This is a genomic window from Geothrix terrae, assembly GCF_022808775.1.
Lineage (GTDB): Bacteria > Acidobacteriota > Holophagae > Holophagales > Holophagaceae > Geothrix > Geothrix terrae.
The window spans coordinates 77,879-90,239 of sequence record NZ_JAKZLA010000002.1; the positions used below are offsets into that span (position 1 = coordinate 77,879).

The 12,361-nt window shown below is 68.8% G+C and carries 13 protein-coding genes; 9 read left to right on the forward strand and 4 right to left on the reverse strand.

What is annotated here, in order from left to right:
• The first annotated feature begins 86 nt into the window (after positions 1-86).
• From MLE42_RS03460 to MLE42_RS03470, 3 genes are read left to right on the forward strand one after another with little or no spacing between them, the layout of a single operon-like run.
• Entirely contained in the window at positions 87-1,448 is a 1,362-nt protein-coding gene (locus MLE42_RS03460) for an ABC transporter substrate-binding protein (RefSeq protein ID WP_243286493.1), read from the forward strand.
• Positions 1,430-2,092 (forward strand): hypothetical protein, encoded by a 663-nt coding sequence (locus tag MLE42_RS03465; RefSeq protein ID WP_243286494.1) that lies wholly within the window; start codon positions 1,430-1,432, stop codon positions 2,090-2,092. Before MLE42_RS03460 ends, MLE42_RS03465 begins: the two co-directional genes overlap by 19 nt.
• Complete coding sequence (locus MLE42_RS03470; RefSeq protein ID WP_243286495.1) at positions 2,089-2,793, forward strand: hypothetical protein; 705 nt, start codon at positions 2,089-2,091, stop codon at positions 2,791-2,793. The genes MLE42_RS03465 and MLE42_RS03470 overlap by 4 nt, the downstream gene beginning before the upstream one ends.
• On the opposite strand, the gene MLE42_RS03475 is transcribed toward MLE42_RS03470, so the two are convergent.
• The gene (locus MLE42_RS03475; protein ID WP_243286496.1) at positions 2,794-4,047 is read right to left on the reverse strand and encodes an L-serine ammonia-lyase, iron-sulfur-dependent, subunit alpha; all 1,254 of its coding nucleotides are present in this window, start codon (positions 4,045-4,047) and stop codon (positions 2,794-2,796) included.
• Positions 4,048-4,122: 75 nt separating this feature from the next.
• Here MLE42_RS03475 and MLE42_RS03480 point away from each other — a divergent pair, with 75 nt between their 5' ends.
• Positions 4,123-4,593: a peroxiredoxin gene (locus MLE42_RS03480; protein WP_243286497.1), complete on the forward strand. Its 471-nt coding sequence runs from the start codon at positions 4,123-4,125 to the stop codon at positions 4,591-4,593.
• Positions 4,594-4,722: 129 nt separating this feature from the next.
• On the opposite strand, the gene MLE42_RS03485 is transcribed toward MLE42_RS03480, so the two are convergent.
• Positions 4,723-5,502: an enoyl-ACP reductase FabI gene (locus MLE42_RS03485; protein ID WP_243286498.1), complete on the reverse strand. Its 780-nt coding sequence runs from the start codon at positions 5,500-5,502 to the stop codon at positions 4,723-4,725.
• A 202-nt stretch (positions 5,503-5,704) separates the two neighbouring features.
• Here MLE42_RS03485 and MLE42_RS16265 point away from each other — a divergent pair, with 202 nt between their 5' ends.
• The 5 genes from MLE42_RS16265 (at position 5,705) to MLE42_RS03510 (ending at position 9,390) form a co-directional block, all read left to right on the forward strand.
• Complete coding sequence (locus MLE42_RS16265; RefSeq protein WP_243286499.1) at positions 5,705-6,781, forward strand: tetratricopeptide repeat protein; 1,077 nt, start codon at positions 5,705-5,707, stop codon at positions 6,779-6,781.
• Between the two features lie 31 nt (positions 6,782-6,812).
• Complete coding sequence (locus MLE42_RS03495; RefSeq protein ID WP_243286500.1) at positions 6,813-7,643, forward strand: tetratricopeptide repeat protein; 831 nt, start codon at positions 6,813-6,815, stop codon at positions 7,641-7,643.
• Positions 7,644-7,819: 176 nt separating this feature from the next.
• Positions 7,820-8,296, forward strand: coding sequence for a type II secretion system protein (locus tag MLE42_RS15980; protein ID WP_275975693.1), 477 nt, complete (start codon positions 7,820-7,822; stop codon positions 8,294-8,296).
• A gap of 140 nt (positions 8,297-8,436) precedes the next feature.
• The gene (locus tag MLE42_RS03505; RefSeq protein ID WP_243286501.1) at positions 8,437-8,910 is read left to right on the forward strand and encodes a prepilin-type N-terminal cleavage/methylation domain-containing protein; all 474 of its coding nucleotides are present in this window, start codon (positions 8,437-8,439) and stop codon (positions 8,908-8,910) included.
• Between the two features lie 72 nt (positions 8,911-8,982).
• Complete coding sequence (locus MLE42_RS03510) at positions 8,983-9,390, forward strand: prepilin-type N-terminal cleavage/methylation domain-containing protein (protein WP_243286502.1); 408 nt, start codon at positions 8,983-8,985, stop codon at positions 9,388-9,390.
• 475 nt (positions 9,391-9,865) lie between these two features.
• On the opposite strand, the gene MLE42_RS03515 is transcribed toward MLE42_RS03510, so the two are convergent.
• Together MLE42_RS03515 and MLE42_RS03520 are read right to left on the reverse strand one after the other, a co-directional pair.
• Positions 9,866-11,068: a type II secretion system F family protein gene (locus MLE42_RS03515; RefSeq protein ID WP_243286503.1), complete on the reverse strand. Its 1,203-nt coding sequence runs from the start codon at positions 11,066-11,068 to the stop codon at positions 9,866-9,868.
• Between the two features lie 92 nt (positions 11,069-11,160).
• Positions 11,161-12,351, reverse strand: a complete 1,191-nt coding sequence (locus tag MLE42_RS03520) for a type IV pilus twitching motility protein PilT (protein ID WP_275975694.1) — start codon at positions 12,349-12,351, stop codon at positions 11,161-11,163.
• Between the last annotated feature and the right edge of the window lie 10 nt (positions 12,352-12,361).

Genomic DNA, 12,361 nt, shown 5'->3' on the forward strand with positions numbered 1-12,361 from the left:
CAACAGCCATCGCCCGGTGGAGTCCACCCTTGGCAGAGCCCCGGGCACCCGGGCATGCTGAGAGGAAACTTCCTCGAGCCCCAGCCATGCGGAATCGCCTTGCCGCCCTGACCTTGGTCTTCCTCTCCACCCTCGCTCCAGCTTGGAGCCAGATGGTCGAGGAGTCCCTGCCCCGGGATCCCGGGCCCCTGGATTTCATCCGCGGCGACAGCTACGAGCAGTGGATCCTCCAGTCCCTGGCCGGCGACGCGCTCGTGGGCCTGGGGTCTGAGGGACAGGCCGTGCCCAGGCTGGCCGCCTCCTGGAAGATCCAGAGGGATGGGCTCATCACCTTCACCCTGCGCGACGACGCGCGGTTCACCGATGGCAGCCTGGTGACGCCCGAGGACGTGCTCTGGACCTTCTCCGAGATCCGGCGCGACGCCTCCGCCAGCGCCACCAAGCGGGCGATTCTCGACGGCGCGGTGACCGGACAGCAGGACGGCCGGATCTGGATCCGCTCACCCAAGCCCCCTGGTCGCCTGCTGCTGGAGCTGGCCCGGGTGCCTGTGGCCCAGAAGGGCCATCCGGAGCGCGGCTCCGGTCCCTTCCGCTTCCAGAAAGATCCCGCGGCATGGACCTTCTACCGCCGGGAGCACTTCCTGAAGCCGCGCATCGACGGCATCCGATTCCGCCTGCTGCCCGACCCTGCTGGCGTGCTCCAGGCCCTGCAGAAAGGCTGGCTCACCATCGGCGCCCCGCCGGCCCGGCCCCTGCCGCCGCCCACCTCCCACCGCGTGGTGGTCCAGCCCATGAACGCCCAGCTGGTGGTCTGGAGCCGCGCCGGAACGGGGCCCCTGCAGCTCCTGGAGCGCTGGCGCCAGGACGCCTTCCCGCCCGGCCTGCTGGGACAGAACGCCCGGCCCAGCCGCGGCCTGTGGCCCGAGAGCCTGGGCTTCGACCCCCAGGCCATCGACAGTCCGACCGATCCGCCCAAGCCGCCGGGCCGGCTGAAGCTGCTCTATGCCGCGGGCGAGGCGTCCACCGAGAACCTGCTGCTGGCGCTGCGGGACCGGGCCCGGAAGGACGGCTTCGACCTCCAGCTGATGCCCCTGGAGCAGGCGATCCTGGTGGACCGGCTCCGCAAGGGCGAGTTCGAACTGGCCTGCTCCGTGGTGGTCTTCGAGCCGCATCCATGGGCCGTCCTGGAGTACCTCGAACCCAAGGGCCCCATGAACGTCACCGGCTGGTCCGACCCCCAGGTCGCCTCGCTGGCCGCCGGACTCCGGCAGGCGGGCGATCTCGGCTGGCGCGAGCTCCAGGGCGTCTGGGCCAAGCATCCGGCGGCGCTGCCCATCCTCGACTTCCAGAGCGTGGTCTGGGTGGACAAGCGCCTCTCCGTGACGCCCAGCCCCCTGGGCCTGTACCTGGCCACGCCGGGGGCCGCGGGTTGGCGCTGGAACCGGTGAGGCGGGACAGCCTGCAGGGCGCGGCCGTCTGGGGTCTCGCCCTGACCCTGGCCTGGAGCCTGCCCGGCGCCCTGTGGCGGCCGGTTCCGCCCCCGCCCTTCCCGGCCCACGCCCTGCTTCCCGCGGCTCTCGCCCTGGGCGCCCTGGCCATCGCAGCGCCGCTGCTGGCCTGGCTCGGCGGGCCCACCCTGGCGACCCGGAGCTCCCTGGCCCTGCTGGAAGCCCCACCCGACCTGCTCTGGGCCGGCACCTTGCTCGCCCTTTGGCCCGCGGCCTGGGGCCCGCCGGGCCAGGGCGGCTGGCTCTCGGCCTTCCTCCTGGCCGCCCTCCCCGGCGAGGTCCGGTGGCTGGCGACGGCGCTTCCAGGCGAGGTGCCCTTCCCCACCGCCTGGGGCCGCGCGGTGACGCTCCGGGCCCGGCGGCTGGCCCTGGCCCGTCTTTCGGGCTGCTGGCTGGCAGCCCGCCTTCCGGTCTGGCTCACGGCCTCGCTTGTCCTGGAACGGATGCTGGGCGTGCCGGGCCTCGGCATGGATTGGATGGACCGCGTGGCCGGGCGGGATCGCGCCGGACTCTCGGCCTGGGTGGTGGCGCTGGCCCTGCTCTGGCTGTCATCCCGGCGGATGGACCCGGAGACCGCGCCGTGAAATGGCGCCTCGCCTTCCTTCTGGCATTGGCCCTGCCGGACCTGCCCCTCGACCCGTTCCACGGCGGGCTCTCCGCCTCGCCCGGCCATCCGCTGGGGGTGGACGACCTGGGGCGGGATGCCCTGCTGCGCCTGCTGCTGGCGGGGTCCCGCAGTGTGGGGTTCGCCAGCGCCTGCGCCCTGCTGGGGCTGGGAGCCGCGCTGCTGCTCGCCTGGCGGGGCCGGCGCTGGTCCGGCGCACTGTCCGCCCTGCGCAGCCTCCCGCCGGTGCTCTTCCTGCTCCCCCTGGCCGCGGCCGCCGGAGGCCTCAACGTCGCGGCCCTCTTCCTGCTGCTGGGCCTGCTGCTGGCCCCCCACCTGGAGCCCCCCCTGCGCGTCAAGCTCGACGCCTTCCGGCAATCGCCGGCCTGGGCCGCGGAGCGGACCCTGGGCGCCACGCCGGCCTCCACCCTCCGCCGGTGGTCCCCCTGGGCCCTGGACCAGGCCGCGGGCCTGTTCCCCGGCGCCTGGCTCGGGGCGCTGTGGGGCGAGGCCACCCTGTCCACCCTCGGCCTGGGTCCGGGTCCCGACCACGACAGCCTGGGGCGCCTGCTCCTCGAGCAGCTGCCCCGCCTCGCCACGGATCCCACCCCCCTGGGCTGGGCGGCCCTGGTCCTGGTGCTGGGCTTGGCCTGGGCGTCCGTGCCCCGTCCAATGGCTTGATCAGCCCAGCTTGGCCTGCATGATGTCCAGGATCTCGCCGTCGGCGCAGGCCATGCCCTGCTGGGCCAGGCGGCCCAGGTGGGCCAGGGAGGCCTCGCCGGTGGCGCCCACGATGCCGTCTGTCCCCGGAATGCCGAAGCCTGCGAGGGCCAGCTCCGCCGAGCGGAACGCCGCCTCCACGCCGGTCATGGCCTTCATGGCGCAGCCGATCTTGGCCCCGTCGCAGATGAGCCCCGCCAGGTTGCCCACCATGTTGTGGATGGCCAGTTCCATCTGGGGGATCCCGCCACCGCCCAGGTGCACCAGGCCCACGGCGATGCCGATGCCGGCGGCGTTGGAGGCCCCGCACACCGCGGAGAGCGTCCCCAGGTGGTGGGTGGTGGCCGTGGTCAGCAGGCAGGCCAGGGCCAGGGCCTCCTCGATGCGGGCCTCCTTGTACCCCTTGCGCCGGGCCCACAGCCCCAGCGCCACGGACACGGTGATGCCCTTGTTGCCGGAGCCCGCCAGGGACATGACCGTGAGGGGCTCCCCGGACATGCGCCCCAGCACGCCGGAGCTCACCAGGCGCGGAATGCGGAGCCAGGGTTCGCCCTCCGGCCCGGGCACGAAGCCCGCCGGGAGGTGGTCGACGCTGTGTTCGGCCATGGCCAGGTTCAGGGCCAGACCCTCGCGCAGGCGCGCCCGGTCCGCCTCGGTGATCGTCTGGGCCAGGGCCACCAGTTCCGCCAGGGACATGGTCCCGACCTGCTCCCGGATGCAGTCCACGGCGTCCGGGCCCGACTGGGCCGCGGCCAGGGGCGCCGCCATGCCATCCGTCTCCAGCCGCGCCAGGCGGGTGTGTTCCTGTTCCAGTACCGCCCGCCCCACGCCCCCCTCGCAGGCCACGGTGCAGTCGATGTAGAGATCGGGCCGGGAGGCGTCCACCTCCACGTGGAGGGCGCCGCGGTCCAGCAATCGCCCCGCCTGCTCCAGGGCCCGGGGTGTGACGGATTCGAAGATCTGCAGGGCCGGGGCCGGATCCGGCAGCACGGCCCCCAGGGCCAGGGCCCAGAGCACCCCGGTGCGCCCGCCGCTGTTGGGGATGCCCACGGCGTGGCAGTTCTTGTAGGTGCGCACGTCGAGCACCAGCCGGGCCATGCGCGGCTCGCCGCGCCCCTGCCGGGCGGCCAGGCAGGCGGCGTAGGCCACCGCCGCGGGCTCCGTGCAACCCAGGGCGGGCTTCCATTCGGCGGACAGGTATTCGGTCAGGTTCATGGATGACCTCGCGGCCCCATTCTCACCGCAATGCGGGTTGTCCCCGGTCACAGGCGGTGCGCTACCCTACCGCTCATGACTTCGCTGATCGGACATCCCCTCCCCGCCTTCTCCCTCCAGGACGACCAGGGGGCCACGATCACGGCCGCGGACCTCAAGGGCCGCTGGACCGTGCTCTACGCCTACCCCAAGGACAGCACCCCCGGCTGCACCACGGAGGCCTGCGATTTCCGCGACAGCTGGACCCGCGTGCAGGCCCTGGGCGCCCAGGTCTACGGCCTCAGCCGCGACAGCCTCAAGAGCCACCAGAACTTCATCACCAAGCAGGGCCTCCCCTTCCGCCTGCTCTCCGACCCCGAGTGCGCCCTCCTCAAGCCCCTCGGCGCCTTCGGCAAGAAGCTGATGTACGGCAAGGAAGTGGAAGGCATCATCCGCAGCACCTTCCTCGTCGACCCCAAGGGCGTCATCCGCCACGTCTGGCCCAAGGTGAGCGTGAAGGGGCACGTGCAGGATGTGCTGGACACACTTGAGCACCTGAAGGCCTGAATCCCGGATCCGAAGGAATGCGGATCAGCCCGGCTCTGCCGGGCCGATCGCGGGGGTCCGGGGGTGTGCGCGCAGCGCGCCCTTAGATCCTCGCAACGCAGGCGTTGCGAGGGGAACCCCCGGAGAATGTCACCCCGCCATGATGCTGAAGCCGCCGTCCACGTAGAGCACCTGGCCGGTGATGCCGCGGCCCATGTCGCTGACGAGGAACACGCCGGCATCGCCCACTTCCAGCTGGTCCGTGTCGCGCTGCAGCGGGGTGTGGGAACGATGGGCCTTCAGCTTGGAACCAATGCCCGGGATGGCCGAGGAGGCCAGCGTCTTGATGGGGCCGGCGGAGATGGCGTTCACGCGGATGCCCTGGGGTCCCAGATCCGCGGCCAGGTAGCGCACCGTGGACTCCAGGGCGGCCTTGGCCACGCCCATCACGTTGTAGCCGGGCACCACGCGCTCGCCACCCAGGTAGCTGAGGGTCACGATGGAACCGCCCTCGGTCATGAGGGGCTGGGCCGCATTGCAGACGGCTGCCAGGGAATAGGCGCTGATGTCATGGGCCACGCGGAAATCCTCGCGGCTGGTCTCCACGAAGCGGCCTTCCAGGGCCTGCCGGGGGGCGTAGGCCACCGCGTGCACCAGGAAGTCGAGTTTGCCCCACTTCTTGCGGATCTCGTCGAAGGCCATGACGATCTGGCTGTCGCTGCCCACGTCCATGGGCAGCAGGAGGGGATTCTTCAGCTCCGCCGCCAGCTCGCGGACGTTTTCGCCCAGGCGCTCGTTCTGGTAGGTCAGGCAGAGCTGGGCGCCGGCCTCGGCCACCTTCTGGGTGATGCCCCAGGCGATGGACCGCTTGTTCGCCACGCCGATGATCAGGCCCCGTTTCCCTTCCAACAATCCGCCCTTGGCGCTCATGTAATCTCCTCCAGAGCCATGTGCAAACAATCACTTAGCATAGCCGAACCCGCGCCGCCACGCTATACCCGAGGTCAGGACGGGACCGTTGCCCTTGGCCGCTGGATTCCCATGGAAAAACCTTCCAGCCTCCCACCCCAATCCTGTTCATCCTGCCTTCAATCCTGTTAATCCTGTCTTCGCGTTCGCTTGAAGGATGCCCGTGCCCCTCCCCCTCCCCATCGCCCTCGTGTTCCTGGCCCAGCCTGCGGCGCCCTCCTTCCGGGCCGACCTGGACGCCGGGCGCTACCTCAAGGTGCTCGCGGACGCCGAGGCCCGGTTGCGCCAGAACCCGGGTGATGCCGCGGCCTGGGCGGCCAAGTCCCAAGCCCTCTCCAGCCTCCAGCGCTTCGCCGAGGCCCACTCGGCCGCGGATCGCGCCCTGGCCGCGAACCCCCGCCTGGCGGACGCCCTCCTGGCCCGGGGCCTGGCCCGGGCGGGCGAGGCCATCCGCCAGCGGGACCTCGGCAGCCTCCGCGGCGCCCTGGGCGCCATGGACGACCTGCGCGCCGCCACCGAAGCCGATCCCACCCTCGCCCCCGCCTGGATGAGCCTCGGCCTGGCCTACGAGATGCTGCCGGGCATCCTGGGCGGCTCCACCCGGAAGGCCCTGCGCTGCGCCGACCAACTCCGCCGCGTGGCCCCGGCCCGGGGGGACCTTCTCCAGGCCCTGGTCCTGGTGGAAGAAGACAAGTGGTGGGAGGCCCAGCCCTACTTCGGTCGCGCCCTGGCCCAGGCGCCACAGGATCCCGAGGTGGTGGGCCAGTGGCTCGATGCCCTGGACCGCCGCCCCGCCAAGAAGGCCATGGGCGAAGCCGGGAAGAACGCCCGCCTGCTCGCCGAGGCCTCCCGCCTGCTGCCCGGCGTGCGCACCCGCGCCCGGGGCGTGGCCGCCGTCAGCGACGCCTACCTGCACGGCGGCCGCCCCGACCTCGCCTGGCAGGTGGTCCAGGACCACCTCGCCCAAGTGGACGCCCCCAGCCTCCTCCACCTGCAGCTCGGCAAGGTGGCCGCCAGCAGCGGCCTCCACCGCCCCGAAGGCCTCGCCGCCCTGGACCAGGTCCTCCGCGAGCCCCTCGAAGGCGGCGCCGCCGGCTATCCCGGCGCCTGGTGGCGCAAAGGCCAGATCCTCCGCGACCTCGGAAGGAAAGACGAAGCCCGCAAGGCCGCCCAGGAAGCCCTGAGGCTGGATCCGAAGCATCGCGGGGCGCGGGAACTCCTTGAAACGCTCGAACCATGATCCAGCTAGGGTGCGCGACATCATGAACGGAATGATCGATTGGGGATACGTCCGCAACTGGGGGGCCATTCTCGCCTTGACGGCCCTGGGCGTGGCCCTGCTTTGGGGCCTTGGGTACGCGGTGTACCTGAATCGCATCGGCAGCCGCGGCTGGACATCCACCCGGCGATGGCTGAAAACCTCCCTGGCGGCCTTTTCGGTCAGTTTCCTGGTGGCGACAGCCTTCAGGGAAGGCCCGGTGCTGTGGGCCCTGTTCAAAGGGCGCCTGGGCTCCCCGGAGGGCCAGTACCTGACCGGAGTCCTCTACCAGCAGGGGGGCAGGTTTCTTCAGCAGTCTCCGGAGCGGGCGGTGCCCGCCTTCCGCCGCGCGGCGGACCAGGGCCACACGCTCGCCCAGTTCGCCCTGGCACGCGCCTACCACTACGGGCTGGGGGCCCGCAAAGATCAGGCGGAGGCCCTTCGCTGGGCTGAGGCGGCGGCCCATGGGGGGCATCCGCTCGCCATGGTCCTCGCGGGGGAGCTCCTCCAGGAATCCTCACCGGCCGAAGCGGCCCCCTTCTTCAAGCGCGCGCTCCTACTGCTCCGGGCCCAGGGCGAGGCCAGAGATGGCCAGGCCTGCTTCACCCTCGGCTTCCTGTACCGCCAGGGTTTCGGGGTGGTTTCGGATTCCGAAGAGGCCCTCTACTGGATGCTTCTGGCGAGAGGGTTCGGCATTTCCCCCCCGCAGGCCTACGCCGTGGAGGCCTACAGGAAGAGCCTGCCCCCGGATCAGCAGGTCCGCGCCGCGAGCCGAGCCCAGGCCTGGCTCCGGGCCCATGGGAAGCCGCAAGCCGGTCCCCCGTCGGGCGCTTCGACGCAATAGGGCAGAAATCTGACCCTCTACGTCACTCCCGTAACCCTTTCCGGCCCGTCACGGCTTTCCACCGGTCCTTTCTTGCCCTAAGGTGCTGGGATTTCAGGAGCCTCTCAGGAGGATTGGTAAATTGGCATAGGGATTGATACCTTTACACGCGGCCATCGCCCACAAGGAGACATCACATGAAGAACCAGAAGGGCTTCACCCTCATCGAACTGCTGCTCGTGCTTGCCATCATCGGCATCATCAGCGCCATCGCCATCCCCGCCCTGCTGGGCCAGCGTGAGGCCGCCCGCAACCGCGCCACGGCTTCCAACGCCTCCAACATCGCCGGCGCCATCCAGGTGGCCCTGGGCATCGTCGAGGATCAGCCGGCTGGCCAGCGCAGCGTCACGGACCTGGATACGGCCACGACGGTCGGCGAAACCCTGACGGCCGTCTCCAACCGCCCCGAGTACCTCAACATGAAGAACCCCTTTGACCAGGCCTTGGCTGCCTACACCTTCGGCGCCGCCGCCACCGTCCCCGGTGAAGTGGGCCTGCTGGCCGCCACCGTGAACGGCCAGAGCGTGGTGGGCATCACCTACGGCACCAAGGTCAAGGGCGTCTTCGCGCTCAACACCCTGGCCAAGTCCCCCGAAAGCTCCCTGGCTCTGTAATCGGAACCCTTGGGCTTCGGCCTGAACGGAAAGGGGCCGCACCCGTTGCGGCCCCTTTTTTTGCGCTTATTTCAACAAGACCCACTCCGTTGGCATGGGTCTTGTTTCACCCTCCCTATCCATGAATCCAGGAGCTGACCATGAGACGAGACACTGGATTCACCCTCGTCGAACTGCTGATGGTGCTGGCCATCATCGGCATCATCAGCGCCATCGCCATCCCGGCCCTATTGGGCCAGCGCGAGTCCGCCCGCAACCGCGCCACCCAGGCCAATGCGGCCGACATCGCCGCCGCCATGCAGAACGCCCTGGATACCGTGGAGCAGCCCATGGCGGAGCGCACCGCCGCCGACCTGGCCACGGCCACCACCATCACGGAGACCATGGCGGTCATGAAGGCCCGCTTCGAGTTCCTCAACATGAGAAACCCGTTCGACCAGACCCGGTACGCGTACACCTTCGGGGCGGCGGCCACCATTCCCGGGGAAGTGGGGCTCCTGCCCATCAACCCGAATGGTCCTTATGTCATTCAAATTACCTATGGGCTCAAGGTGCAAGGGGGTGTCCAGATCCATACCCTGCCCAAGACCCCGGAAAGTTCCCTGCCCCTGTGAAGCCGGTCTCCGGCCCCGCGTGCCTATACTCGAATGACTGTTGAACGGTCCTGAGGCTCTGAAGGAGCTGCGATGAAAAGATCCCCCGCCACCCGAGGTTTCAGCCTGATCGAGCTGCTCCTGGCCCTCGCCATCATCGGCATCCTGGCGGCGATCGCCATCCCCCGATTCAGCGGCGCCAGGGACTATGCCCGTCAGGTGGGAGATGCCCGTGCGAACGCCACGGCCCTTCGGATGGCCCTGGAAAACGTGAAGGCGGAAGTCGGGCTCTACCCGGCCGCGGGCAATTTTGTCTGGTCGCCGGATGGAACCGGCCCCACCCTGACGCCGCCCGTGTCCTTCACGATCAAAGATGCCAGCAAGATGCGGTTCACCCTGGTCATCAACGCAGACCGCCTGACCTACACCATCACGGCCGTCGATACGCAGAACAACAAACAGATGGTCAAGATCGATCAGAGCGGCGCGAACGTACCCTGAACCCAGCCTTCAGCCCCGCCCGGTGAGAGCCGGTTCAGCTGGCTGAGGATCCGAACGGCCACCGAGCTGGGATCCTCCGGGAACGCTTGGTTGGACCTCGGCCTGAATGGCCACGTAGTCTGCCCGTACGACACGCGGATGGCTCCGGTTTGAGGCCGGACCGCAACGGCGTTCGGCGGAAGTCCCGTGCCAGCCTCCGTGCGGCGGGACGACCTTTCGGATGTGGCCGTGGGCCATGTCGATCAAACCAGGGTCATCGCAGCTCCGGCCATGAGCGACAGATGGCGCTGGATCAAGAAGCAAGCAAAGGACGGAGCCCAAGCCTGCGGCTCCTTTTCCCTGCCATGAGCCTGGATCGAATGCCATCCAGCCATGGACCGATGGCCGCCCAAGCAAGCGACCGCAAGCCCTCCGCCGTTCGTTCGGCTCCGTCCCGAGGACTCGCCTTACCAAGAAGCGACCTTGGTGGAAGAGGTCACTCCTTCCCGAACACGTTGGCCAGGTTGAAGATGGGCAGGTACATGGCGACCACGATGAAGCCGATGATGCCACCAAGCATGGCGATCATGATGGGCTCCATGAGGCTCGTGAGGTTGGCCACGGCGTTGTCCACCTCGTCCTCGTAGAAGTCGGCCACTTTGGCCAGCATGGCATCCAGGGCGCCCGTGGCCTCGCCCACGCCCACCATCTGCACCACCATGGGCGGGAAGACCTTGGTTTCCGCCAGCGGGGTGCTGATGTTGCGCCCCTGCTCCACGGCGTCCTTGGACTTGAGGATGGCGTTCTGGATCACCATGTTGCCCGCGGTGCGGGCCGTGATGTCCATGCCTTCGAGGATGGGCACGCCGGAGCTGATGAGGGTGCCCAGGGTGCGGCAGAACCGGGCCACGGCCACCTTGCGGAGCACGTCGCCGATGATGGGGATCTTCAGCATGAGCGCATCGATCTGGAGCCGGCCCGCCGGCGTCTTGTAGTACTGGCGCAGGCCCACCACGATGAGGACCGTGGCGATGATCAGGATCCAGCTGTAGTTGATGAGGGCGCTGGAGATGGCCATGCAGACGAGGGTGGGGAAGGGCAGCTTGCTGCCCAGACCGTCATACATGGCGGAGAAGACGGGGATCACCTTCACCATGATGATGACCACCACGGCGATGGCGATGGTGATGATGGCCACGGGGTAGGTCATGGCGCCCTTCACCTTGGCGGTGAGCTTGACGGCCTTCTCGATGTAGCTCGACAGGCGCTGGAGGATGACGTCCAGGATGCCGCCGCTCTCGCCGGCGCCCACCATGTTCACGTAGAGGTCGTTGAAGGCCTTGGGGTGCTTGGAGAGGGCCGCCTGCAGGGTGAGACCCTTCTCCACGTCTTCCCGCACGGCCTCAATGATCTTCTGGAAGCCCTTGTCCACCTGCTGGGCGCCCAGGATCTCCAGGCACTGCACCAGAGGCAGGCCCGCATCGATCATCACGCTGAACTGCCGGGTGAAGATGGCCAGGTCCTTGGGCTTGACCTTGCCGAAGGACTTGGTGCCCTTGGCGGCCATGGCGCTGATGCCCGTGACCTCGATGCCGTTTCGCTTCAGGGTGGCGGCGGCGGCATCCCGGGATTCGGACACCAGGACGCCCTCCTGGGCCTCCCCCATTCGATTCTTGCCTTTCCATGCGTATGCGGGCATGCGGACCTCGGCGGACAGCTGGGAACGATGGTGCCTTCAGGATAGGCAGGAATGGATCAGTGGTGAAGATCTAATGGGTCGCAGGGAATGGTTTAGGTGTACTTGATGTTGGGATTCCGGCCTCCCAGGGCGGGATTGGTGCTGGCGGTCGGCTGGGCCGTGGCCGCCCCGCGGCCGCCGGCAGAGCCGACGCCCACGCCCCGGTTGATGAGCTCCCTCAGCTCGTCGGCATTCGAGGTGTACTCGAAGGCCTGCTCCTGGCTGATTTCCTTGCGGAGCACCAGATCCGAGAGACTCTGGTTGAAGGTCTGCATGCCGTATTTCGTCTGGCCGGACTGCATGGTGCCGTAGATCTGATGGATCTTGTCCTCGCGGATGAGGTTCCGGATGGCGGAGTTGGGGATCATGATCTCCAGCGCCAGGGCCCGGCCCTTGCCGCCCACCTTGGGAATGAGGCTCTGGCAGATGACGCCTTCCAGCACCAGGGAGAGCTGGGCGCGGATCTGGGCCTGCTGGTGGCTGGGGAACACGTCGATGATGCGGTTGATGGTCTGCACGGTGCTGTTGGTGTGCAGCGTGCCGAAGGTGAGGTGGCCCGTCTCGGCGATGGTGAGGGCCGACTCGATGGTCTCCAGGTCGCGCATCTCACCCACCAGCACCACGTCGGGATCCTGACGGAGGGCGGAGCGAAGGGCCTTCTTGAAGCTGTGGGTATCCGCGTGGATCTCGCGCTGGTTCACCAGCGCCCGCCGGTGCTTGTGCACGTATTCCACCGGGTCCTCGATGGTGAGGATGTGGACGGGCTCCTCGGCATTGATCTTGTCCACCATGGCGGCCAGGGTCGTGGATTTGCCGGAACCCGTCACTCCGGTCACCAGCACCAGGCCGCGGGGCTTGTCACAGAGGGCCTGGACCGAGGGCGGCAGGCCCAACTGGTCGAAGCTGCGGATGTTCTCGGGAATGGTGCGGAAGACGCCCGCCGTGGCGCCCCGCTGGTTGAAGACGTTGGCGCGGAAGCGGGCCACGCCCTGGAGGCCGAAGGAGAAGTCCACCTCCAGATCCTCCTCGAGGCGGTGCTTCTGCTGGTCGGTCATGACACCGTAGCAGAGCCAGCGGGTCTGGGAGGCATCCATGGGGGGCAGCTTGAGCGGCACCATGCGCCCGTCGATGCGGATCTGCGGCGCCGATTCCGTGGTGATGTGGAGGTCCGTGCCTCCGTACTCCACCATCGTCTTGAGCAGCTGCTGCAGCGGAGCTACGTAGTTGGAACCGATCTCACTCATGCCGAACCTT